This window comes from Sodalis sp. RH19 (assembly GCF_047324215.1).
GTDB lineage: Bacteria > Pseudomonadota > Gammaproteobacteria > Enterobacterales > Enterobacteriaceae > Acerihabitans.
Genome location: NZ_CP178734.1, coordinates 1501232 through 1524473, shown reverse-complemented (window position 1 = coordinate 1524473; position 23242 = coordinate 1501232). Strand labels below are relative to the sequence as shown.

21 protein-coding genes and 1 pseudogene are annotated in these 23242 nt (G+C 52.7%); 21 read left to right on the top strand and 1 reads right to left on the bottom strand.

Annotation, left to right across the window (positions count from 1 at the left end; translation table 11 throughout):
- Positions 1-77: 77 nt before the first annotated feature.
- The 11 genes from ACL2XF_RS06865 (at position 78) to ACL2XF_RS06815 (ending at position 13348) form a co-directional block, all read left to right on the top strand.
- Complete coding sequence (locus ACL2XF_RS06865; RefSeq protein WP_413728317.1) at positions 78-695, top strand: PilL N-terminal domain-containing protein; 618 nt, start codon at positions 78-80, stop codon at positions 693-695.
- Positions 692-1351, top strand: coding sequence for a hypothetical protein (locus ACL2XF_RS06860; RefSeq protein WP_413728316.1), 660 nt, complete (start codon positions 692-694; stop codon positions 1349-1351). The genes ACL2XF_RS06865 and ACL2XF_RS06860 overlap by 4 nt, the downstream gene beginning before the upstream one ends.
- Positions 1352-1399: 48 nt before the next feature.
- Positions 1400-2089, top strand: a complete 690-nt coding sequence (locus tag ACL2XF_RS06855; protein ID WP_413728786.1) for a TIGR03759 family integrating conjugative element protein — start codon at positions 1400-1402, stop codon at positions 2087-2089.
- Complete coding sequence (locus tag ACL2XF_RS06850) at positions 2074-2664, top strand: lytic transglycosylase domain-containing protein (protein ID WP_413728315.1); 591 nt, start codon at positions 2074-2076, stop codon at positions 2662-2664. The genes ACL2XF_RS06855 and ACL2XF_RS06850 overlap by 16 nt, the downstream gene beginning before the upstream one ends.
- A complete protein-coding gene (locus tag ACL2XF_RS06845; protein WP_413728314.1) occupies positions 2661-3197 on the top strand; it encodes an integrating conjugative element protein in 537 nt (178 codons plus the stop codon). The genes ACL2XF_RS06850 and ACL2XF_RS06845 overlap by 4 nt, the downstream gene beginning before the upstream one ends.
- Positions 3198-3212: 15 nt before the next feature.
- Positions 3213-5369: a type IV conjugative transfer system coupling protein TraD gene (traD, locus tag ACL2XF_RS06840; RefSeq protein WP_413728313.1), complete on the top strand. Its 2157-nt coding sequence runs from the start codon at positions 3213-3215 to the stop codon at positions 5367-5369.
- Positions 5366-6115, top strand: coding sequence for a TIGR03747 family integrating conjugative element membrane protein (locus ACL2XF_RS06835; protein WP_413728312.1), 750 nt, complete (start codon positions 5366-5368; stop codon positions 6113-6115). The genes traD and ACL2XF_RS06835 overlap by 4 nt, the downstream gene beginning before the upstream one ends.
- Before the next feature lie 158 nt (positions 6116-6273).
- Positions 6274-8178, top strand: a complete 1905-nt coding sequence (locus ACL2XF_RS06830; protein ID WP_413728311.1) for an ATP-dependent nuclease — start codon at positions 6274-6276, stop codon at positions 8176-8178.
- On the top strand, positions 8175-9833 hold the full coding sequence (locus ACL2XF_RS06825; RefSeq protein WP_413728310.1) for a UvrD-helicase domain-containing protein: 1659 nt from the start codon (positions 8175-8177) through the stop codon (positions 9831-9833). Before ACL2XF_RS06830 ends, ACL2XF_RS06825 begins: the two co-directional genes overlap by 4 nt.
- Positions 9834-10080: 247 nt before the next feature.
- A complete protein-coding gene (locus tag ACL2XF_RS06820; RefSeq protein WP_413728309.1) occupies positions 10081-10542 on the top strand; it encodes a hypothetical protein in 462 nt (153 codons plus the stop codon).
- Positions 10543-10549: 7 nt separating this feature from the next.
- Entirely contained in the window at positions 10550-13348 is a 2799-nt protein-coding gene (locus ACL2XF_RS06815; RefSeq protein WP_413728308.1) for a tyrosine-protein kinase family protein, read from the top strand.
- A gap of 106 nt (positions 13349-13454) precedes the next feature.
- Here the strand turns inward: ACL2XF_RS06815 and ACL2XF_RS06810 are convergent, their stop codons facing one another.
- A complete protein-coding gene (locus ACL2XF_RS06810; protein WP_413728307.1) occupies positions 13455-14255 on the bottom strand; it encodes a hypothetical protein in 801 nt (266 codons plus the stop codon).
- A gap of 448 nt (positions 14256-14703) precedes the next feature.
- Between ACL2XF_RS06810 and ACL2XF_RS06805 the strand changes: the two genes are divergently transcribed.
- From ACL2XF_RS06805 to ACL2XF_RS06760, 10 genes and pseudogenes are all read left to right on the top strand, one after another.
- Positions 14704-15063 (top strand): RAQPRD family integrative conjugative element protein, encoded by a 360-nt coding sequence (locus ACL2XF_RS06805; RefSeq protein ID WP_413728306.1) that lies wholly within the window; start codon positions 14704-14706, stop codon positions 15061-15063.
- Positions 15060-15299 carry a TIGR03758 family integrating conjugative element protein gene (locus ACL2XF_RS06800; RefSeq protein ID WP_413728305.1) on the top strand — a complete coding sequence of 80 codons (240 nt, stop codon included), beginning with the start codon at positions 15060-15062 and terminating at the stop codon, positions 15297-15299. Before ACL2XF_RS06805 ends, ACL2XF_RS06800 begins: the two co-directional genes overlap by 4 nt.
- An 83-nt stretch (positions 15300-15382) precedes the next feature.
- A pseudogene (locus ACL2XF_RS06795) lies at positions 15383-15692 on the top strand (TIGR03745 family integrating conjugative element membrane protein).
- Positions 15693-15702: 10 nt separating this feature from the next.
- Positions 15703-16125: a TIGR03750 family conjugal transfer protein gene (locus ACL2XF_RS06790; protein WP_413728304.1), complete on the top strand. Its 423-nt coding sequence runs from the start codon at positions 15703-15705 to the stop codon at positions 16123-16125.
- Positions 16122-16808: a PFL_4703 family integrating conjugative element protein gene (locus ACL2XF_RS06785; protein WP_413728303.1), complete on the top strand. Its 687-nt coding sequence runs from the start codon at positions 16122-16124 to the stop codon at positions 16806-16808. The genes ACL2XF_RS06790 and ACL2XF_RS06785 overlap by 4 nt, the downstream gene beginning before the upstream one ends.
- Positions 16805-17731 carry a TIGR03749 family integrating conjugative element protein gene (locus ACL2XF_RS06780; RefSeq protein ID WP_413728302.1) on the top strand — a complete coding sequence of 309 codons (927 nt, stop codon included), beginning with the start codon at positions 16805-16807 and terminating at the stop codon, positions 17729-17731. The genes ACL2XF_RS06785 and ACL2XF_RS06780 overlap by 4 nt, the downstream gene beginning before the upstream one ends.
- Entirely contained in the window at positions 17721-19160 is a 1440-nt protein-coding gene (locus tag ACL2XF_RS06775; RefSeq protein ID WP_413728301.1) for a TIGR03752 family integrating conjugative element protein, read from the top strand. The genes ACL2XF_RS06780 and ACL2XF_RS06775 overlap by 11 nt, the downstream gene beginning before the upstream one ends.
- Positions 19141-19575, top strand: coding sequence for a TIGR03751 family conjugal transfer lipoprotein (locus ACL2XF_RS06770; RefSeq protein ID WP_413728300.1), 435 nt, complete (start codon positions 19141-19143; stop codon positions 19573-19575). The genes ACL2XF_RS06775 and ACL2XF_RS06770 overlap by 20 nt, the downstream gene beginning before the upstream one ends.
- The gene (locus ACL2XF_RS06765; RefSeq protein ID WP_413728299.1) at positions 19575-22442 is read left to right on the top strand and encodes a conjugative transfer ATPase; all 2868 of its coding nucleotides are present in this window, start codon (positions 19575-19577) and stop codon (positions 22440-22442) included. The genes ACL2XF_RS06770 and ACL2XF_RS06765 overlap by 1 nt, the downstream gene beginning before the upstream one ends.
- Positions 22443-22456: 14 nt before the next feature.
- Positions 22457-23209 (top strand): DsbA family protein, encoded by a 753-nt coding sequence (locus tag ACL2XF_RS06760; protein WP_413728298.1) that lies wholly within the window; start codon positions 22457-22459, stop codon positions 23207-23209.
- The last annotated feature ends 33 nt before the right edge of the window (positions 23210-23242 follow it).

The window sequence follows — 23242 nt, the reverse complement described above, 5'->3', positions numbered from 1 at the left end:
GGGTTGGTTTCCCATTGTCTGCTGTCGTCGTAGCTTTTGCCTGCGAAGGTGGAACAAAAGACCAAGGGAACCAAACTATGCCATCATTTTTTTCCTACCCCGGCGACATCAAGAATGCTAGCCTGACTGGACTGGCGCTCGTGGCCGGGTTGTTGGCGGGATGCGCGGTTGCGCCAACATCCGCCCCCACGCCCACTCCGCCACGGGACACACCAAAGGTGGTAGCCCTATCCGGCCCGGAATTCGTACCCGTCGTCCGCTACGGGCGCTATACCCTGGTCGAACTCGTTCCACAACCAGCTCAGCGTGATCTGCTGTTGCAGGTCATCGACGTTTCGGTACCGTCCGCATTTAACGCCAACGTGGGCGATGCCCTGCGACATGTGCTGATGCGCACCGGTTACCAGCTTTGCCACACGCCCGAAACCGCATCGCTGTATGCGCTGCCACTGCCTGCCGCTCACTTTCGCTTCGGCCCCCTGCTGCTGCGCGACGCACTGCTGATGCTGGTTGGTCCGGCATGGGACCTCTCGGTAGACGACGCGAACCGGAAGGTCTGTTTCGACCGGCACGTCGCAACGAAGCACATACACGATGCCATCGCCGGCCAGACCGGGGGCGGTGTTCCCTCCTCCGCTAAAAACGCACAGTCGGTAACGGCGAATGAATCGCCGCCCAGGAAACTGCAACCATGAACATTCAACAAAGCGAGGCCGGACAGGGCCGCCATTCGAGCTGGCTGAAGATCGCGGCTGCCGTCTGGCTGTTCACCATCAGTTTTCTTACGATCACCAATACCGTCGGCATTTCACAGCAGAGTCCTCAGCAACAGATTGCCGCGCTGGACGCCAGGTTCGAGATTTTTGCCGGACGGATGGCAGATATTGAGCAACAGGCCAATGCGGACAAACGCCAGCCAAAACCGGTCACTCACGCCGAATTCACCAGCGCACACCAGGCGCTTCAGGCACGTATCGAGCGGTTTGAACAAACGCATACCGCTGATGCGCAGACCAGAGACCTTCGGGCACTCCAGCGTCGCGTCGAATCTCTTGAACGTCTCGCCAATGCTCTTCAGAAATCCACTCCGGTCGCGACAGTACGCCGCCCGGCAGAGAAGGCGTCGAGACCTTCGATGCCGAACCTACCGTTTCGTGTGGTCGGGGTGGAACTCCGCGGCGGCGAGCGACTGCTGTCGGTCGTGCCACCGGCATCGACATCGCTCAACGATATGCGCCTACTGCGTCAGGGGGACGCCGAGAGTGGATGGATATTGCAATCCATTGAGGCTGATGCCGCGCTGTTTCGCGCCGGCGGCCAGGCGCGGCGCGTGCCGTTGGCCCGGGAGTAACCCATGGCTCCGCGACTGCTCTCCTCTGCCGCGTTCGTCGCCAGTCTCATGTTTTTTGGCGCTGGCCTGACTACGGCACAACCTATGGCGACCACCCCTTCTCGCCTGATCCCTAGCCAACTTCGTCCGAGTATGGCTACCGTCTCTGACGAACGCCAAGCGCAGGACTGGGGGCTGCGCCCAGAAGAGTGGACACGCTACCGGGAACTGATGAAAGGACCGCTCGGTATCTGGTCGCCCAACATTGATCCGCTGACCGCACTCGGCATCGAAGCGCGCAGCGATGAAGAGCGGGACCATTACGCCGAACTGCAGGCGCGAGCGGAAGCCCGCCGCGTGGAGAAGATCCTGGCTTATCAACGTGCCTATGATACTGCCTGGTTAAGGCTGTTCCCCGGCCAGCAGCGCGTGAACTTTCCTGGCACTCCATCGCCCGATACCCGCAACACGGGCTCTGACCGTCTGGCGGTGTTTATCAAAGCGAACTGCCCGCCCTGCCAACAGCGCGTGCAGCAACTGCAGGCCGCAGGGACGGCTATTGATATTTACATGGTCGGCAGCCGGCAGGACGATGAGCGCATCCGCACGTGGGCGACGCAGGCCGGTATCGACCCGGTGAAAGTGCGTGAACGTACTATCACGCTCAACCACGACAGCGGCCGCTGGCTCTCGCTTGGCCTGCCCGGCAACCTGCCTGCGGTAGTGCGTGAGGTGAACGGCCAATGGCAGCGGCAGTAAACACCCCATACCGACTTTGGGCGGCAACAGCGGCTTTGCTGCTGACGCTTGGCACCGGAACCGGCCGCGCCCTGGAGGTGCCACCGCCAGCCTACCAGCTCGCTGCACAGCAGGCGGGCGTGCCGTCTCCGGTCCTCTACGCCGTTGCCCTGCAGGAAAGCGGTACCCGGCTTCGCGGAAGGATCGTGCCTTGGCCGTGGACAATCAATGTTGCTGGCCGCGCCGAGCGTTATGCCACCCATGCCGAAGCTTGTGCCGGCATTCGCCGGGCATTATCCCGGGTTCCTGCAAACCGTATCGACGCAGGCCTTGCACAAGTCAACTTGGGTTACCAGGCCCATCGCTACAACGGCCCCTGTGAAGTACTCGATCCCTATCGGAATCTCGCGATCGCCGCACAAATCCTGCGCGAACAGCATACCCCCGGTGAGGACTGGCTACTCGCTATCGGGCGTTATTACCGGCCCGCTGGCGGCGCCCCCGCTGCGCGCTACCGCCGCAGCGTCAACCAGCACCTTGCGCGTGTCCTTGGCCCCGGAATATCCCTGACTTCTGCGCGGAGTATCACACCATGAAGAAAATATTCTTCCTGCTACTCACCTTGGCGCTGTTTCACTCGACAGCCTTCGCCCAATCCCCCTCTACAAATTTGATCGTCGTTGAAGATCGCGGTGGTGTCTCGGCACTGCCCTATTATCGGGCGCTCGCCCCTCAGGAACTGGCACCATCAGAAGATCATGAACCGGCCCCTACCCCACACAAGGGTGGCCCGGCCGATGCCGAGGCATCTATGCTGCCGATACGCTCCATGCTACTTTCGCCTGGTGTAGAATCGCAACGCATCATTCGCGCACCCGGCCTGTCGCCGCTATTTCTTATCGGGGATGATGAAAGCTCACGCACCTGGTTGCAGCAGCATCGTGTCGCGCTGAGCGAACTCAACGCCATAGGCCTGATCGTCAACGTAGAGACGGCCGAGGCACTGGCCTCCCTGCGACACCTCGCCCCGGATCTTAGGCTCTCGCCTGTTCCTGCCGACGACTTGGCCCAGCGGCTCGGCATTCGCCACTACCCGGTGCTCATCACCGCCACCGGCATCGAACCCTGACGTGAAGTACGTGCTATGGCCCATTCCGTTGAAGTTTTGCTACGCCCCGCGGTGGAGTTGTATACCGTGGCGATCTGCACCGCCGCCGCGACGCTGTGCCTGGTGGCACCGTGGTCGCTCGCGCTGAGCCCGCGACTCGGCCACGGCTCCGCACTGGCTTTCCTGACCTTCGGTATCATCCGCTTTCGTGATGCCTGGACCATCCTGCGTTACCGCCGCAATATCCGCCGCTTGCCTCGCTACATGATTACCAGCCGCGACGTGCCGGTAAGCCAGCAAAGGCTGTTCGTCGGACGGGGCTTTCGGTGGGACCAGCGGCACACCCACCGGCTGATGCAGACCTATCGGCCAGAGTTTCGCCGTTACGTGGAACCCACGACACCCTACCGCCTGGCCCGGCGCCTTGAGGAACGACTGGAGTTTGCACCATTCCCGCTTTCCCGGCTCGCGCGACTGACGTCCTGGGATACACCATGTAACCCTGTACGACCGTTGCCCCCTGTCGGAGGTATGCCGCGACTGCACGGCATCGAACCCCATGAGATGGATGTCACACTACCTCTGGGCGAACGCGTCGGGCACAGCCTTGTGCTGGGAACAACGCGCGTGGGTAAGACGCGGCTGGCCGAGTTGTTCATTACTCAGGATATCCGGCGCAAGAACGCCCTTGGCGAGCACGAGGTGGTCATCGTTTTCGATCCCAAAGGCGACGCCGACCTGCTTAAGCGCATGTATGTAGAGGCCAGACGCGCCGGGCGTGAAGGCGAATTTTATGTTTTTCACCTGGGATGGCCGGATATTTCCGCGCGCTACAACGCCGTAGGGCGTTTCGGCCGCATCTCGGAGGTCGCCACACGCATCGCCGGGCAGCTTTCCGGCGAAGGGAACTCTGCAGCTTTTCGTGAGTTTGCCTGGCGTTTTGTCAACATCATTGCCCGCGCTTTGGTCGAGTTGGGGCAACGCCCCGACTATCTGCTGATCCAGCGTCACGTCATCAACATTGATGCCCTTTTCATGGAGTATGCCGCACAATTTTTTGCCAAGACTGAGCCTAAGGCCTGGGACATCATTGTCCAACTCGAAGCCAAGCTCAACGACAAGAATATCCCACGTAATATGATCGGGCGTGAAAAGCGCGTCATCGCCATTGAACAGTATTTGTCCCAGGTGCGTGTATACGACCCGGTGCTGGATGGTTTGAGGTCTGCGGTTCGTTACGACCGCACCTATTTCGACAAAATAGTGGCAAGCCTGCTGCCGCTACTGGAAAAACTTACCACCGGCAAGACTGCACAGTTGCTGGCACCGGACTATGCCGATTTGAATGACCCACGACCCATCTTCGACTGGATGCAGATCATCCGCAAACGTGCGGTGGTTTATGTCGGACTGGACGCATTGTCCGACGCTGAAGTCGCTGCCGCGGTGGGCAACTCCATGTTCAGCGACCTGGTCTCAGTCGCTGGACATATCTACAAGTTCGGCGTCGACGATGGGCTTCCCGGTGTGGCCAGCGATGTGAAGGTGCCAATTAACGTCCACGCGGACGAATTCAATGAGCTGATGGGCGATGAGTTCATCCCTATGGTCAACAAAGGCGGCGGCGCCGGTATACAGGTCACGGCTTATACCCAAACGCTCTCGGACATCGAAGCCCGCATCGGCAATCGCGCCAAGGCCGGCCAGGTGGTCGGCAACTTCAATAACCTCTTCATGTTACGCGTGCGCGAAACGGCAACTGCCGAACTGCTGACGCGCCAACTGCCAAAAGTGGAGGTCTACGCCACCTCGCTCATGAGTGGTGCAACCGACAGTTCAGATCCTCATGGCAATACCGCGTTTACCTCCAACACCCAAGACCGCATCAGCAGCACAAGCGTACCGCTGATTGAGCCGGCGCATGTCGTCGGGTTACCCAAAGGACAATGCTTTGCGCTGATTGAGGGGGGTAACCTCTGGAAAGTACGGATGCCCCTACCGGCCCATGATCCTGATGAGGACATGCCAAAGGATTTACAAGAGCTGGCCGGTTACATGCGTCAACGCTACGTCGAAGCCGGCGACTGGTGGGACCACCAAGCGGGACCACAGCTTCAGAATACTGAACTGCCGGCGGATCTGGCAGAGGGATCCCTTCAAATGGCGAATGCCGATGAGGAGAAGAAAGGATGAGAGACCCCGCCGTTGTAGCACAGAAGCAGCAGGCGCGGCAGCAGGGCCTGGTCATCGGCCTGATAACGCTGCCTTTCCGGTTTTTAGGTGTGTTATGCGGCTCGCTGCTGCTGTGTATCGTCATTGAGTGTATCGGCACGCACTTTTTTTGGTCTGAACAGGGCTGGCATCATGCTCAGGGCATGTTGCAATATGAAATGACCCAATTCTCTGGGTATTTCATACGTAGCGTTTTGGTACAGGAGCCTGGTCGAACCGCGACTTGGCTGGTCGAAAAGGCCTACAGCTGGCTGTTTGTCAAGAGCGGTCTACTGAACTGGATTCAGGACGCGGCAACACAGGCCAAAGCAAGCGCTCGCAATCAGACCCAAGACTTTCGCTACTACCTGTGTCTGGTCTACATCCATCTGGAGGACGACTTGATCGCTGCCACGTACACTATCCTGATTTTCTTGGTGCGCTTGCTGGTGCTGTGCCTGACCTTGCCGTTATTCGTAATGGCCACATTTGTTGGTTTTGTGGACGGACTCGTTCGGCGTGATGTCCGCCGCTTTAGTGCTGGCCGGGAATCGGGGTTTGTTTACCATCGGGTGAGAGCTAGCCTAAGGCCTTTAACCGTTTTGCCTTGGGTAACTTACCTTGCAATGCCGGTAAGCATTCATCCGTTGCTGATCTTGCTGCCCTGCGCCATTGCATTGAGTATCGCGACAGCCGTCACGGCAAGCACGTTCAAAAAATATTTATGATTGATCATGTTCTTCACAGGAAAAAACTGTACATGGCATTTTCACTTGACTATGATTGCGTTGCGCTTATATCAAAACCCACTGTCAGAAGTTGTCGAGAATAAATTTATAACCAACGAAAAAAAGAACATTTAAATTCACAGCTTAGGCATGGTCAAATGAGACTTCAAACCGTTAGGCTTTTGAATTTCCAATCTTTTGGCAATAAATCTACAGAGCTATTACTTAAAAACACGACATATTTAATCGGCCCGAATGGTTCCGGTAAAACAGCTGCACTACAGGCGCTGTGCCGACTTTTTGCATTCGACCCATCATTGCGTAGAATCAGACGCTCGGACTTCCACGTCCCGTTCGATGAGAAAGCTGCGCCGAATGAGCGACAACTCTGGATAGAAGCAGACTTCTTATTTCCAGAATTAGCCAAGGATGAAGATAACAGCACAGTAGCGCCTCATTTTGGACATATGCGGCTCGATGAACCAGGTGGGATCCCTCGTGTGCGTTATCGTCTCAGTGCCAACATGGGTATTGATGGAGATATCGAAGAAAAATTCGTTTATGTTTTGGATGTGAATGAAGATAATTCTCCGCTTAATACATCAGAAGTACCGCGGACCGAACGTAACCACATCCACGTTCACTACCTGCCGGCAAGGCGCGATCCTGCTGACCATATTGCTTATAGCGCCAATGCATTACTTGGGCGAATACTTCGTTCAGTAAATTGGGACAATGAACGCGATGCGATTAAGGGGCTAACTGATCAAATCAGCAACAATTTGGCTGCCAACCCATCGATAAATGCATTCAGTGAGAGCCTTAAAAAAGCATGGGGGGCGCTACATAAAGGCCGTTTTTTTGCCGATCCTAAGATCACGTTTGTGGCCTCCGAGATTGAGGCCTTGTTGCGTCACATGTCAGTTTCATTCTCCCCAGGACACGATGAAAATCTGGTAGATTTTTCTCGGTTGAGCGACGGTCAGAAGTCGATGCTTTACCTGTCGCTTGTTCTTTCATCTCAGGCAATAGGCAGATCAGTGCTTGCCGGTGATAATGCATCTTTTGACCCGGATAAATTACGACCGCCTGTTTTCACGCTGGTTGCCGTTGAAGAGCCTGAGAACAGTCTTTCACCTCATTATCTTGGGCGAATTGTAAACGCACTAAATACGATGGCTGAAAATGAGGATGCCCAAGCCCTTATAGCCACGCATGCCCCCTCCATGTTGAGACGTGTTGCACCCGAACATATACGCTATTTACGCCTCACTGAAACCCGAACGACACATATTTCGCGCATCCGTTTACCCAAGATGGCTGACGAAGCTCATAAATTTGTCCGCGAGGCTGTCCAGGCATTTCCAGAAATCTATTTCTCGCGCTTAGTTGTTTTGGGTGAAGGGGATAGCGAAGAAATTGTGCTGCCACGTATTCTACAAGCGAAAGGTGCACCGGTTGACGAATATGCAATCACAATAGCGCCGTTGGGAGGTAGACATGTCAACCATTTCTGGCGGCTTCTTTCAGTTCTAAAAATACCCTATATCACCCTACTCGATCTCGATGTGGCAAGGTATCAAGGGGGCTGGGGACGGATCAAGTACACTAATGATCAATTAAGCGAATATCAACCAGACAAAAAACTTCCCCCGAATTTTCAAATTCCGAATTGGAATTCGGATAAAAAAATGATCCGCAATAATCTTAACTACCTTGATGAACTCGAAAAACGGGATATCTATTTTTCTTTCCCGATGGATTTGGACTTCTCCATGCTGCTTGCCTACCCTGCTGCATATGATGTACAGAAAGATCAGTCCGATGAAGCAATAGTTAGAGCTGTTTTAGGTAAAAGTCACCATGAGGCTTCCCAATACAGCAAAAACGAACTAAAGCTTTTCAACACCTACCACCAACGTTTCAAGCTTGGTAGTAAACCAGCTGCACATATTGAAGCATTGGCTCGTCTAAACGACGCTGAATTACTTGCAAACATGCCCGCATCGCTTCAAAGATTGGCGGACGCAATCATTCTCAGAATTGCGGAGTTGCCCGAATGATTGCGATTGATACCTGGACTCCTGCCGATGGACTCACGCTAGAACCCAACGCTCTGCGGGCAGCGAAAGCCCGGAAGCGTTGCCTTGCACTAACAGCAGGGCCGGGCGCGGGCAAAACTGAAATGCTCGCGCAAAGAGCGGATTTCTTATTGCGTACTGGCAGTTGTCGCTACCCAAAGCGGATTCTCGCGATTTCTTTTAAGGTGGATGCCAGTAAGAATCTGAAGAAACGGGTTCTGCAGCGTTGCGGCTTCAATCTCGCCTCACGGTTCGACAGTTATACCTTTCATGCCTTTGCTAAACGTATCATCGACAGATTCCGACCTATTCTGACAGGCAATGACGCCCTAGATATAGATTACAAAATTGGCGATAGAAAATTTATCCGAAAGCAGATTGAATTCAGTGACCTAGTGCCACTTGCAATCCAGATCCTCAATAAATCGGTCATGGCCAGAAATGCGGTTCGTCAGACTTACAGCGATGTTTTTCTTGATGAATTTCAAGATTGTACCAACCAGCAATACGAACTTTTGAAAATTGCATTTAAGGGCACAGCCATTCGATTGACCGCTGTTGGTGATACCAAACAAAAAATCATGGGCTGGGCTGGTGCCCTTGATGGCATATTTAAGACTTTCGTCACAGATTTTGCTGCGGTACCGCTCAATATGTACCGTAATTTCCGCTCAAAGCCGCGTTTGCTGCGCATGCAAAACGAGATCATTCGTAAGCTAGATCCAGCATCGGTCATGCCAGATGAGCAAATCGTTGGTGATGAAGGTGAGGTTTTCGCGTGGCGTTTTGAAGATAGTCGCGACGAGGCAGAATACCTAGCAAATTTGATTTCAGTATGGGTGAAAACAGAACATGTGCCACTTTCGGAAATTGCTATCCTGGTTTCCAAGCAACTAGATTTATATGCCGAACATCTTATGACAGAGCTAGATGCGCGGGGCATCCCATTTCGCAACGAGCAGCAAATGCAGGACATTACGTCGGAACCCGCAGCTCGATTAATCGTGGATTATTTATCTTGTATCTATAGTCAGCGAGAACCTAAAGCCTGGATAAGACTGATGGCTCAGTTAAGCCCGTTTGCTGATGACGAAATGCAGGCTAACTTTAGACAAAGTTTAGACCGAATGCTCAAACAAAACCGAAATAGCGTTGCCAGCGTAGAAATGATTGGCGACTCATTCTCAGGATGGTGGGAGCTGGTAGGAACCTTTTTGAAAAAACTCGGTATGGAAACTCTCACCTCGTTATCACCAGACTATGAATCGCATGATCGGCTCAATGAAATTATCCAAGAAACCAAGACACGCATTGAGGAACTGCTAAAACTTGAACCAAACCTGCCGAAGGCACTTGAACGCTTTTCTGATGACCAAGCAGTACGTATTTTGACCATCCACAAATGCAAAGGTCTGGAATTTGACTCAGTTGTCATAATGGCCGTCGAAAATGAAATATTTTTCGGTGATCAAGATGCCAATCGCTGCGCATTTTTCGTTGGTGTGTCCCGTGCCAAGAGACGACTTGTCCTCACATATGCCAATAGACGATCGCGCCCGGATGGATATACTAAGCGCTGGGACGAGGAACGTTCTTTTCAGAAGGAATATTTCAGCTACGCATTACCCTTTATTTGAATTAGTTATTGCTCAATCTGACAGTCCGCTAAGAACTCAGGCTGTGTGAAAAACCCTAACCAAAAACTGAAATGTGCGCATCTACGCAAAGTATGAAATTGATCTACTGGTTAGTTAGAGCCGAATATTACGTATGAGCGCGATTTTCAGTTCTTTTTTGGCAGTCTCATCGACCAAAAACGTTTTCACACAACCTGAGCGTGAAGCGGGAATTGGTACCCACAACACCGAGAAGAAGGAATATTGTATGAAATATCCTGAGTTTCTATCTTCAGCGAAGAGACATAATTATACATGTAAAGTCTTAAATGAAAAAATAGAAAGTCTAATCAATGATGAGTTGAGTGCTGATGAATATAAATTTCTGGTTGGATCTTTATATTATCTGGCAGGATATATCATAGAATGCTCATTAAAATTCAAAATATTTGAAATAAGTCAGTTTAATAAAACATCTGAAGTAGATGAGTGTGAGTGTACAAAATTAGGTATTGACTACAAAAAAAGAATAAAAACTCATAACTTTTCCAAGCTTCAGGATTATTTAGACTCATTAATAAGTGATGTAAGTTATAAGAGCGATAAAGAGGAAGTAAATAAATTGCTAAAACAATGGTCTCCTGAAATTAGATATTCAAATATAGATCTTGATTACAGTAAAGTAAAAACTCTTTATGCACACACAAATAATTTCCTGAAAAGGATGTAGGTATATAATGCTAAAATCAATCGATTTGATAAATAGACTACATGATGATTTAATGGAAAATATAAACCAAAAAAACATTCATGATTTTTACATCGAGTTACGAATAAATCAAACCATTGATGCTTATATTGTTAGTGACAGTATAAAAAATATTGATGAGCTTTTTTTAAAATCTATTAATAGCGAAGAGTTAAAAAATAAAAATATTGACGTTACATTTTTAAGCGTAAAAAATTCGCAAGACGATGATTATGAACATTTATTCAAAGGTGTAAAAAAATCTCTTGGATTAAGACGTTCATTGGGCGCACTTTTTAACATAAAAAATAATAGTATGCAGAGGAGGAGTAATTTAGTCACCTTTTTTAGTTATAAAGGAGGAGTTGGGAGAACAACTTCACTGGCTTTGACGGCTACCTATTTGTCACGTCAAGGTAAGAGTATTTTTGTTATTGACTGCGATTTCGAAGCTCCAGGATTGATTAATTTTTTTAACAGTTCTCAAACTATTAGCAATAAAAATGGTTTAGTGGAATATCTCAATGATAAAGAGTTTGTCGAAAATTGTAATATTGAGGAATATGTATACAATATTGAAAAGAACTATTCGGGTAGCGGCACAATTAATATGCTGCCTGCGGGAAATATCCTGCATAATGATGAAGATTTGGAAAATTATCTTGAAGGTCTTGCAAAAATAGATTTGCAAGGCTCTAGACTTGTTAACATCTTAGACAAGTTGTTAAATGATGTAAATACAAAATATAATCCTGACGTAATATTAATTGATTCAAGAACAGGTTTTAACAATGTTTTCGGTGCTTTGGCTCAAATATCTAATACAGTAATTGTTTTAGCTGGTGATGATGCACAAAACCAGCCTGGTATTGAATACGTGACTAAAACGTTAAATGAAACTAGTGTTAACTCATGTTTTATTCTATCTATTTTAAGTAGTAACTTCAGTCGCCGATATAATAATTTTGTTAATCAAATTCAAGGCCTATCATCATTTGATGCGGAAATTTTTTATTTCGACCGCCAAAATACGTTGGAATTTATTGGCACACAACTAGAAGATAAAGATGATTTAGATGATTTTATAAACGGCGAAAATGGCTCCACACAATATCAAAAGTTTTTTAAATATATTCATGAAGTAACATCTCACTCTGTACAATTGTTCAAAGGACATAATACTAGCCCAAAGGAAGTTAAAGAAAATGAGCTACTCCTATCTCCAATTGAGAAAGTAAAGGCTGAAACTACGGAAACTACGGAAACTACGGAAACTACGGAACAAATAGAAGAAAATACAACGTTAGATTCTTCGCTGCAAGATAAGATATTAAATAATATAAAATATAAACTACCTAACCTATATGCAGAAAACATCAGGTATTCAGACGAATATATTAGCAAGTACTTTTACTTTCGTCCCTGTATGGAGGATTTATTTATACCAGAAAAAAACATACTTCTTGGGGATAAGGGAACAGGAAAAACAGCTTTCTATAAAGCTCTTCAAATCGATAGTTTTTTTAGTATGTTAACAGCTAAAGCGCAAAAAAATCATTTAGATTACCATGTATTGAATGTTACAAATTTTGAAAATGATAATTTTGAATTTATAGGCTTCGATAGTTATATCAAAGATGAGCTTTTCATTAAAAGATTTTGGATGTTTTATATTTGGAATGCAATTTGCTCTAGGGGGACGTTTGGTGGAGATAATAATGAATTATTAATAAATCTTGACAGCTTCGGCGCACAAGACAAGATCATAAACCTTATCAATGACTCTAATTCTTATGCGAAAATTGAAGAAGAGCTAAATAGCATAAATAATAAATTGAAAAGCGAAGATAAAAGACTAATTGTGACATTTGATCAACTAGATAATATTGTAAAACCATTCCTTTGGAATGATGTCGTTTCTCCATTAGTTAAAATTGCAATGAGATTTTCATACGACAATATTCATCCTAAACTTTTCTTGCGTCGAGATCTTTATGAACGATTGGGTAATCTCACTAATAAGAGTTCCTTTAGTGCTAGAGTTATAAATTTGGAATGGTCTCAAGATGAGATATTTTCATTTTTTCTAAAAATAGTATTTAGCTATTCCAAAGATAGCTTCTTTGAATTCTTATTTAAATCTCTTTCAAGTTCCTCTCTTGTATCCCAGATACGGAAAAAACTGAAGACAAAGGATTTTGAACACAATCAAATTCCGCTGGATAAATATTTAATTCAACCCGTAATCAATGCTTTTTTTGGTGACCCAAGGATGAAAAGCAATGGCAGGGTAAGTACAGCTTATGAAGATTTATATCGCAATATACAAAGTGCAGATAAGACTGTAAATTTACGCCCTTTTATTGACTTATTGATTAATGCCATAAAAGAGCAGGATGAACAAGATTATGAAAAGAAATTTAGGAAAAACTCCATATTAGGTTTAGCTTATTGCACTAGTAGTCACGTCAGGAAAAGTGCTGTAGTTAACTACTTAGAAGATTTATGGAATGAAAAAGGGAATGAGTTTGTCAAATATTTCTGTTTAGACCTATCTAATAATAAGGTTAATGCAGAATATAAAAAAAATGTTTTGAACGAACATGCTTTTGATAAACTGCTTGAAGAGGTGAAACGTAACCATAGCGATGATGAAATTATTAAAAATGGGACTTTAGAAGAGTTTAAACAAGTTTTAATAGCTAATAAAATAATTACACCGTATATGGTTGGGAGCAAGACTAAATACGGATTTGCTTATCTATATACTAATTATCTAGGAATGTAAAAGCTCAACGTATTGCTATTCTAAGCAGTGTTCCGCACTGCTAGAATGGAAGTGACAACAGATTTAAGGACAAATATAAATTGACTTGATCAGTATTTCCCTGTTGTTAGGAATGTAGGGATATGAACTCTTCAAATCTAAGGAATTTTACAGTAAAGAGATCTTGTTGTAGGCGTTGATAGATTTTATCATCAGAAATAAACAGATCGACGCCGTCGCTATAAGCTAAATGTGTTATGTCATGTCCATCATTCCTGCCGGGCTGGCGGCCGTTCGCCATTGCATCCAGAACATAAGAAGTTAGGCAATATAAATAGTTCGTCAAGGGATTGGAATTATTGTAATGCTCAATTGCCTTCATGTATTCTGGGGTGAATTTTTCGATGCCAAGACTATGAAGAAAGCCAACTATGGTCATTTCCGAATAGACCCGGATGGTCGCAGGTGTATAGGAATTCGCCCGGAGTGACTGACGATCCTCCTTTGATGTTGATAATGTTCTACTTAAAGCAGATACACTTTCATCCATGAGCATCGTATCGTATTGAGTAAGTGTACTGATAGCATAGGTATTGCCGCCAAGATCAACTTCGATTTTCTCCGCTTCGGCAAGTGTTGTTGTTTTTATGATTTTTTCCATTAGCACTTTGGTGGCGGGTACGTCATAGTCAGGAATATTAAGAGCGAATGCTTTAGATTGTAAGGTTGCAGGTGATTCCCAAACTATTGAAATATCCCGTGCCAATATATTCATAAGCGAGGACTTTCGGATACGATACTCCCATTCCGATGTCATTCCCGAAATCAGTTCCATGATGCCGAGCTGCGAACATGTCAGCTCAATCGTTATTGTTTCTGGAATTTTGTTAATTTGTCTGAGGATGTTGGTATCAAGGTAGGCTTTCAATTTTATCAAATTCCATATCTTGGGGTGTACGTGAGTTGTGAAAATTTTAATTAAATCATTATCATTGTGCTCTGAAACAATAACTCAGTAAAGACATTTACAAATGAAATGCCTAAGAAACTAACAATATCTGTATCTGCTTGCAGTAATGACTGCTCTTGGACCTAGTTTGACTGTCAGATCTAATTAGACCCAGAGTAGCAATGGTGTCTGATTAAGTATGAACCATTACACTTTATCGCTCAATAGTTTCTATTTTCATCTTCTAATCGCATATAGAGCAAATCATCGTCAGGTCCGGTGCTATGCCCCCACCTCTTAGACATAAATACGATTTCCGTTCACCATAAAAAAACGGTGACCTTCGGCTGCCGATTGTTTACAGCGCACAATTGTACGTAGTCCCATCATCGAGCCATTAGATCCAGAATTTTCGGAGACCAGCACGATGAAACCTATCCACACCTTTGCGAGTCCATGGTGTCTCTATGTCAGCTTGTTGTTGCTCACGCTTACCAGCCGGCAACAAGCATATGCAGCTAGCATCGCAAGCGAGCACGAACAGCTGACTGCACTCACTCGGCAGATTGATCTAGCCGACCGTATGGCAAGCCAGGCTGCCAGCAATGCGCCACAGGAGCGCTCGCGTTACTACTTCGATTACTTGCGTCTACATGCAGACCTGAAACAAGTACGCACCGGTGTGCAGGACTACCTCGTTCCCCAACGTGCCCAACCTCGCGATCCAATCCCATTAAGCGGCAACTACGTCGGCGAATCACTCAGGACTGATGAGGTTTCGCCATGAGCCCGTCAGCCGCTCAGGTTACCGCATTCCAAGCCGATGGAGGATTCCCGCTTACAGTGGTCTCCACCCTTGTGCTCGGCGTCGTCTTCGCCGTACTGCTGCTGTGGGGCGTCTGGGCCATGCGTACCGCCTATGTGGGCTGGGCTGACCAGCGTCTGACACAACGCCAATACTTCGCGGTCATCGTGCGATTCCTCGCGATTTATCTGGTGCTGGGTTTTTTCCTTCTGTCCTGACTGAAACAAAAGGGTTGACTGACATGAACAAATTTTTGGCTTCTCATCACACATACCGCCACATTCTGGCAGTGCTGCTCCCGATGGGGATGACATCTATGCCATGGACATCATTTGCGGCAGGTTTGCCCACCATGGAAGACCCGTCACGCGAGCTCTGGCAGCGGCATCATGCAGACGCTGCAAAACTACGGTTACGACATCGTGATGCTGGTGGCACTGCTCGTCGTTGCGTCCATGTTCGTCGGCGTCTGCTACCACGCCTATACACGCTATTCCGAAATCCACACCGGACGGGCGACCTGGGGCCAATTTGGCCTGACGGTTGCCGTAGGCGCGGTGCTGCTCGTGGTAGGCATCTGGCTGCTAACCACCGCAACCGGCGTGCTGTAAGGACAGTCCCATGGTCAGCGTTTCACTTCCCACACACGACGGACTCGTCACCTTCCTGCCGCACCGTCTCAATCGCCAGCCGGTGGTGGTGCGCGGACTGACGGCCGACGAACTGTGGGTCTGCGCCGGCCTGTCGGCGGCGGTCGGGCTGATCCCGGGACTGTTGCTGGCCTGGCTGACCGGCAGTATCGCCATGGTGCCCTCGTTTATCGTCGCCGGTATTGCACTGGGGGTTTTAGCCGGTGGCGGATATCTGCGCCGGCAAAAACGCGGACGCCCCGACATCTGGCTGTACCGGCAGTTGCAGTGGTGTCTGGCCCAGCGCCACCTCGGACTGGCGGTGCAACTGGGTGGCGAAAGTCTTATTACCCGTTCGGGCTGGTGGACCACGCGACGTATTGCTCGCGCTCATACCTTTCGGAGGGGCGCATGAGCCGCTTTCGCAACGAGGTCCTGCACCTGAAGTCGCATGTCAAGACGCTGCGCCTCGGAGCCTGCGCGCTGTTCGTTGTCTCGCTGATGCTGGGCTTCGGTTGGTGGAACGCGCCCAGGGACCTCACCATCCATGTCCCACCGGACCTGCGTTCAGGCAGCACACGCCCATGGTGGGATGTGCCGCCGGAGAGCGTATACGCCTTCACCTTCTACATTTTCCAACAGCTCAACCGCTGGCCGACCAACGGTGAGGAGGACTATCCGCGCAACCTGCACGCGCTGTCGGCCTACCTTACCCCCGAATGTCGGGCCTTTCTGCAACAGGACTACGAGTATCGCCGCAGCGGCGGCGAGCTGCGCCAACGCGTACGCGGCCTCTACGAAATCCCCGGACGCGGCTATGGCGACGACCCCATCTCACGCGTACGAGCAATATCAAATCACGATTGGATTGTGACGCTCGACGTGAGCGCTGACGAGTACTTCGGTGCCGAACAGGTAAAACGCGCATTGGTACGCTACCGGATTAAAACCACCCGCCTGGACGTCGACCCGGAGCGCAACCCCTTCGGTCTGGCGCTGGATTGCTACGCCGGCGCGCCACAACGCATCGAGACGCCTCCACCCCCATCTGGCACTCCGGCCAATGCCACGGGCGTCCCGCAGGGAGATACCCCATGAAAAAACATGTCCTTTCTGCCCTGGCGGGCCTTTGCCTAAGCCTGGAACTGGCGTCCAACGGTCATGCGGTGGAGATCCTGCGCTGGGAACGTCTGCCGCTGGCCGTCCCCCTGGTCGTCGGCCAGGAGCGCGTAGTGTTCATCGATCGCAATGTGCGCATCGGCATGCCGGCCAGCGTTGGCGACCTGCTGCGCATACAAAGCGCCGGTGGCGCGGTCTACCTGCGTGCCAGCGGACCGATTCCTCCCACACGACTGCAATTGCAGGATGTGACGTCCGGCGCACTGATCCTGCTGGATGTCGCCGCCGAGCCTGCCAAAGACGGCCAGGCGCCGCTGGAGCCGGTGCGCATCGTCGAGGGCGAAGCACCGGCCGTCCACTACGGGGTCGGGGTCGGCATCGACACCGCCACCGACTTTGACAAGCAGACCCAGGGCGCACCGGAACAGCCCACCGCTGCGCGCGAGACTCCCGTCCCCGTCGTGCTGACCCGCTATGCGGCGCAAAACCTCTATGCCCCGTTACGCACCGTCGAGCCCGTCGCCGGCATCGCACGGGTGAACCTGCGCCACAACCTCGCCCTGGACACGCTGCTGCCGACCCTGCCGGTGCGCGCCCAGGCGCTGGCCGCCTGGCGACTTGAGGGTGTGTGGGTCACGGCCGTCCGGCTCACCAACACCGCGGCACGCTGGCTCGATCTGGACCCGCGGGCACTGCAGGGCGATTTCGTGGCCGCGACCTTCCAGCATCCGACGCTCGGTCCCGCCGGCGCGTCGACCGACACCACCGTGGTATATCTCATCACCCGCGGCCATGGCCTGGCTGAATCGCTACTCCCTGTGGTGTCAGCCATTGATGCCACGCAGAATCTTCCGCCCACAGCGGCAGGCCAGGTTTCGGGAGGCGTGCCGCATGAAAAGTAATCCACTGCTCAAATGGCTGCTGATCCCCGTCGTACTGTTGCTGGTGTTCGTCGGCGTCCGCCTCTTCTCTGGCGGCGGCAAGAACCAGCCGGCACCCCAAAATACCGCCAGCAAGCTGACACCTGAAGAGATGAAGGCCCTGGGCATCGAGGGCGATACGCCCCGCGATACTGTCGCCACCCTTGTCGCCCAGGTCAAGCAACTGCGTAACGAGCTTGGAACGGCACTGACCGACAACAAAAACCAGAAGACCGAGAACGAGCGCCTGCGTTCGCGCGAAAGCGCTATCGACCAACGCATCCAGACCGCGCTGGAGGGTGAACGCAGCCGGATGCAGCAGGAGCGTAACCAAGTTGTGAGCGAACGACAGCAAACACAGGGACTGTTGCAAGACCTTCAACAACGGCTGGACGGAATCACCGGTAAGGGCAACAACGCCGACCTGCCGGTGGGGCTCGGTCTCGAAGACGGTGATGGTCAGCAATTCAGCAAGGATGTGAAGTGGATCGAACCTGAAAATGGAAAATCGGGCAACAAAAACACCGGAGCTGGCAGCACGCCATCCTTTCCGACCAGCTTTGCCCCGGCACAGAAGACGCTGCAAGCGACAGCGGAGGCGGTCGCTGATGCAGGCAGCCGCGCCGCGGGTGCCTCCACCAAACCGGTTTACACCGTGCCATCGAACTCAACGCTGATGGGCTCGGTTGCAATGTCCGCGTTGATCGGGCGCGTGCCGATCGACGGCACCGTAAACGATCCTTATCCGTTCAAGGTGCTCATCGGGCCAGATAACCTGACCGCCAACGGCATCGACATCCCTGACGTTGCCGGTGCGGTGGTCAGCGGTACGGCGTCGGGAGACTGGACACTTTCATGCGTGCGCGGCCAGATCCGCAGCGTCACGTTTGTGTTCCAGGACGGCACCATCCGCACCGTACCGGAAGGCAATCCCAGTGATAGAAACGGCGGCAACAGCAATGGCGGTAGCCAGAACGCCAGCACTACCACGCAGGGAGGGCTGGGTTGGATCAGCGACCCCTACGGTATCCCCTGCGTCTCCGGAGAGCGGCGCAGCAACGCTCAACAGTATCTGGGCAGCCAGGCGCTCATCACCGCGGCCGGCGCCGGCGCTGCGTCGCTGATCAAATCCGACAGCGGCAACGTTTCTTACGTTAGCAACAGCAGCGGCTCACTGGGTACCGTCGGTATCACGGGCAACGAAGCCATGGGCCGTATCCTGGCCGGCGGTGTGCAGGAAATGTCGCAGTGGGTCAACAAGCTCTACGGCCAGGCGTTCGCCGCAGTCTATGTGCAGCCTGGTGCCAAGGTTGCCATCCACCTCGAACAACCGCTCGACATCGACTACGACGCCCGCGGGCGCCGGGTCAACAATCAAACCGGAGCCGCTCATGCATCGGATCTGGATTGAAACCTTGGTCGCCCTTTTCGTGGTCTCCTTGCTGGGGGGCTGCGCCACCAGTAAGGAGAAGCTAATGCCCCACGGTGAGCATACCATGCTCGACATCTGGGAGCAGGAAACCGGCGGCAGTGCCGGTGGCAGCCGGGCTGCGCGCCAGTTGCTTGATGCCCGGCAGGATCTACGCCGCCCGCTGACCGCTGACGACCAGCAGGCAACACCGGCCGCCAACGCAACATACACCCGCACCGCGGCTACCGAGATCTATCGCCAGTTCCACCGGCTGCCAAACCCCGATCTGGTGATGTTCGTATTTCCGCACCTTGCGGGTACCGATCCGGTGCCGGTGCCCGGTTACACCACCCTCTTTCCGCTGTATCAGCGTGTGCAATACGCCCTGCCTGACGAGCGCACGGAGCCGTACTGATGACGTGGTTCAAGGCGAGACGTCGCCAGATTCCAGACGCGCCACAAGCACCGGCGGACGCCTGGGAGCACCATATATCGACGCTGGCCGCGCACGGCATTCCCGAGCCCGGCAGCGCACTGAACCCTGGCCTACCGGCCACGGAGGCTGATGCCCAGGCGCTCTACGACATCGCCCCGTCATTTGCGGATCTTCTGCCCTGGGTGGAATACCTGCCCGGCTCGCAGAGCATGCTGCTCGAAGACGGGCACTCGGTCGCCGCCTTCTTTGAACTGACCCCGGTCGGCACCGAAGGGCGTGAACTGAACTGGCTCTGGCAGGCACGCGATGCGCTGGAAAATGCGTTGCAGGATTCGTTCGACGAACTCGATGACAACCCCTGGGTGGTCCAGCTCTACGCCCAGGACGAAACGAGCTGGGACAGCTACTTGCGAACGCTACGGGATTACATCCAGCCACGCGCGTTAGATAGCACTTTTACCGATTTCTACCTGCAATTCTTTGCGCATCATCTGCGCGCTATTGCCAAACCCGGAGGCCTGTTTGAGGACAATACCGTTACGCGCCTGCCCTGGCGCGGTCAGCTCCGGCGGGTGCGGATGGTGGTCTATCGGCGCATCCCTACAACCGAGGTTTCCCGGCGCGGTCAGTCGCCTGAGCAGGCGCTGACCACCATCTGCGACCGCCTCACCGGCGGGTTGGCAAACGCAGGGGTGAAGGCCCAACGTCTGGGTGCCGCGGACATCCATGCCTGGTTACTACGCTGGTTCAATCCGCATCCCACCCTGCTGGGTGATTCCGCGGATGACCAGGCGCGCTTCTTTGCGTTGACGCGCTATCCCGACGAGACCGAAGCGGGCACACTTGAATTGGTCAGCGGTGATTTTGCCCAGCGACTGTTCTTCGACCAGCCGCGCTCAGACGTGGCAACGGGTAGCTGGTATTTCGACGGCTTGCCGCACCGCGTCATTGTGATGGATCGCCTACGCACACCCCCGCAGACCGGCCATATCACCGGAGAGACACACAAAGGCGGCGATGCATACAACGCGCTGTTCGACCAGATGCCGGAAGATACCGTGATGTGTCTGACGCTGGTCGCCACACCACAAGATGTGCTCGAAGCGCATCTTAACCACCTGGCCAAAAAAGCGGTAGGAGAAACACTGGCATCCGAGCAGACCCGTCAGGACGTGCAGGAGGCGCGTAGCCTTATCGGCAGTGCGCACAAACTCTACCGCGGCGCGCTGGCGTTCTATTTGCGCGGGCGCGATAGCGAAGAGCTTACTGCGCGCGGCCTGCAACTGGTCAACGTGATGCTCAATGCCGGCTTGCAACCGGTACGTGAGGAAGATGAAGTGGCACCGCTCAACAGCTACCTGCGGTGGTTGCCCTGCGTATTCGACCCGGCCCTCGACAAGCGGCAGTGGTACACCCAACTCATGTTCGCCCAGCATGCCGCGAATCTCGCTCCGGTCTGGGGCCGGAGTCGGGGCACCGGCCATCCGGGCATCACCTTCTTCAATCGCGGCGGAGAGCCCATCACGTTCGATCCCCTCAACCGACTCGACCGGCAGATGAACGCCCATCTGTTCCTGTTCGGTCCAACCGGTTCAGGCAAGAGCGCGACGCTCAACAACATCCTGAGCCAGGTCACCGCCCTCTACCGGCCGCGGTTGTTCATTGTCGAAGCCGGCAACAGCTTCGGCTTGTTCGGTGACTTCGCCGTCCGCCTGGGGCTGTCGGTGCATCGTATCCGCCTCGCGCCGGGGGCGGGTGTCAGCCTCGCCCCGTTTGCCGACGCCTGGCGCCTGGTGGACACCCCCGGCCAGGTCCAGACACTCGATGCCGATGCGCTGGACGAAGACCGGGAGCCTTCAGCCGCATCGTCTGAAGGCGACGAACAGCGCGATGTGCTGGGCGAGCTTGAGATCACTGCGCGGTTGATGATAACCGGCGGCGAAGACAAGGAGGAAGCTCGAATGACTCGTGCCGACCGCAGTCTCATTCGCCAGTGCATTCTTGATGCGGCCCAACGGTGCGTTGCAGAGCATCGCACCGTGCTGACGCGTGACGTGCGGGATGCCCTGCGCGAACGCGGGCGTGATGCAACACTGCCGGAGATGCGTCGCACGCGCCTGCAGGAAATGGCCGACGCCATGGGCATGTTTTGTCAAGGCATCGACGGCGAGATGTTCGACCGGGCCGGCAGCCCCTGGCCCGAGGCCGACATCACCATCGTAGATCTGGCCACGTTTGCACGCGAGGGCTACAACGCCCAGCTCTCGATTGCCTACATCAGCCTCATCAACACCGTGAATAACCTCGCTGAGCGCGACCAGTTCCTGGGGCGGCCGATCATTAACGTCACCGACGAAGGGCACGTGATCACCAAGAATCCGTTGCTGGCCCCCTATGTGGTCAAAATTACCAAAATGTGGCGCAAGCTCGGCGCGTGGTACTGGCTGGCAACGCAGAACATCGACGACCTACCCAAGGCCGCAGAGCCGATGCTCAATATGATTGAATGGTGGATCTGCCTGAGCATGCCGCCGGACGAAGTGGAGAAAATTGCCCGGTTCCGCGAGCTCACTCCTGGGCAGAAGACGTTGATGCTCTCTGCACGCAAGGAAGCCGGCAAGTTCACCGAAGGAGTGATCCTGTCGCGATCGATGGAAATCCTGTTCCGGGCGGTGCCGCCCAGCCTGTATCTCGCCCTTGCCCAGACCGAGCCCGAAGAGAAGGCCGAGCGATTCGCCTTGATGCAGCAATACGGCATTAGCGAACTGGACGCGGCGGTCAAAGTCGCCGAAAAGATTGACCAGGCGCGCGGCATCGAATCGCTCACGCTTGATGCGATGACCTGATGAGAGATCCCACGATGCAACAACATCGGCGTTTCAGTTACCGCTCCAAGTTCGCTTCCTGGCTGACCGTCCTGGTAATAGTCATCGCATTGGGCATCGTCATGTGGGCGTTCCAACAGGGCCAACACAGCACGCTTCACACAGAAAAAACTGCCGACCAAACCCATGAATCAATACTCATACCTGAAGGACCGCCCTGGCTCTATGGCAATCCCGACGCCCGCTACACCCTCATCGAGTACGCCGACCTTGAATGCCCCTATTGCCGAGCCTACTTCCCGGTGCTTAGGCAGTGGATTGGTGCGAATCCGGAGGTGAACTGGCAGTGGCACCATCTGCCGCTGGCGATGCACGAGCCGGCGGCCACCGACGAGGCCAGGCTTGTCGAATGTGCCGGCGAAACCGCCGGGAACGCTGCTTTCTGGCAGGCGGTGAGCTGGGTCTATACCCACACCGGCGGCGACGGCCAGGGCCTGCCGCAGGATGCGCAGTACCCCGACATGACCCCAGTCCTGCGCCAATGCCTGGCAAGTGCCCCGCCCGATGACATCGTTCGCGTCCAGGCCGCCGAGGCGGCACGAGAAAACATCACTGCCACGCCGACCCTGCAACTGCGGGACAACCAGACCAGAAAAACGCTACGGCTATCCGGCCCCGTTGAGGGTGATGCCCTGCTGTCAGCGCTCGATCTGCTGTCGGCCGGGAGCGAAACGGGTGTCCCAGGCCCCCAAATGCCTGCCGGCGCAGTCGGTGACATGCCCAGGTAGCCGGGATCTTCAAGGCTACGACGTGGTCCGTTC

Coding starts and splice junctions, on each gene's coding strand:
- ACL2XF_RS06865 (WP_413728317.1), top strand. CDS start 78: ATGCCATCATTTTTTTCCTACCCCGGCGACATCAAGAATGCTAGCCTG.
- ACL2XF_RS06860 (WP_413728316.1), top strand. CDS start 692: ATGAACATTCAACAAAGCGAGGCCGGACAGGGCCGCCATTCGAGCTGG.
- ACL2XF_RS06855 (WP_413728786.1), top strand. CDS start 1,400: ATGTTTTTTGGCGCTGGCCTGACTACGGCACAACCTATGGCGACCACC.
- ACL2XF_RS06850 (WP_413728315.1), top strand. CDS start 2,074: ATGGCAGCGGCAGTAAACACCCCATACCGACTTTGGGCGGCAACAGCG.
- ACL2XF_RS06845 (WP_413728314.1), top strand. CDS start 2,661: ATGAAGAAAATATTCTTCCTGCTACTCACCTTGGCGCTGTTTCACTCG.
- traD (WP_413728313.1), top strand. CDS start 3,213: ATGGCCCATTCCGTTGAAGTTTTGCTACGCCCCGCGGTGGAGTTGTAT.
- ACL2XF_RS06835 (WP_413728312.1), top strand. CDS start 5,366: ATGAGAGACCCCGCCGTTGTAGCACAGAAGCAGCAGGCGCGGCAGCAG.
- ACL2XF_RS06830 (WP_413728311.1), top strand. CDS start 6,274: ATGAGACTTCAAACCGTTAGGCTTTTGAATTTCCAATCTTTTGGCAAT.
- ACL2XF_RS06825 (WP_413728310.1), top strand. CDS start 8,175: ATGATTGCGATTGATACCTGGACTCCTGCCGATGGACTCACGCTAGAA.
- ACL2XF_RS06820 (WP_413728309.1), top strand. CDS start 10,081: ATGAAATATCCTGAGTTTCTATCTTCAGCGAAGAGACATAATTATACA.
- ACL2XF_RS06815 (WP_413728308.1), top strand. CDS start 10,550: ATGCTAAAATCAATCGATTTGATAAATAGACTACATGATGATTTAATG.
- ACL2XF_RS06805 (WP_413728306.1), top strand. CDS start 14,704: ATGAAACCTATCCACACCTTTGCGAGTCCATGGTGTCTCTATGTCAGC.
- ACL2XF_RS06800 (WP_413728305.1), top strand. CDS start 15,060: ATGAGCCCGTCAGCCGCTCAGGTTACCGCATTCCAAGCCGATGGAGGA.
- ACL2XF_RS06790 (WP_413728304.1), top strand. CDS start 15,703: ATGGTCAGCGTTTCACTTCCCACACACGACGGACTCGTCACCTTCCTG.
- ACL2XF_RS06785 (WP_413728303.1), top strand. CDS start 16,122: ATGAGCCGCTTTCGCAACGAGGTCCTGCACCTGAAGTCGCATGTCAAG.
- ACL2XF_RS06780 (WP_413728302.1), top strand. CDS start 16,805: ATGAAAAAACATGTCCTTTCTGCCCTGGCGGGCCTTTGCCTAAGCCTG.
- ACL2XF_RS06775 (WP_413728301.1), top strand. CDS start 17,721: ATGAAAAGTAATCCACTGCTCAAATGGCTGCTGATCCCCGTCGTACTG.
- ACL2XF_RS06770 (WP_413728300.1), top strand. CDS start 19,141: ATGCATCGGATCTGGATTGAAACCTTGGTCGCCCTTTTCGTGGTCTCC.
- ACL2XF_RS06765 (WP_413728299.1), top strand. CDS start 19,575: ATGACGTGGTTCAAGGCGAGACGTCGCCAGATTCCAGACGCGCCACAA.
- ACL2XF_RS06760 (WP_413728298.1), top strand. CDS start 22,457: ATGCAACAACATCGGCGTTTCAGTTACCGCTCCAAGTTCGCTTCCTGG.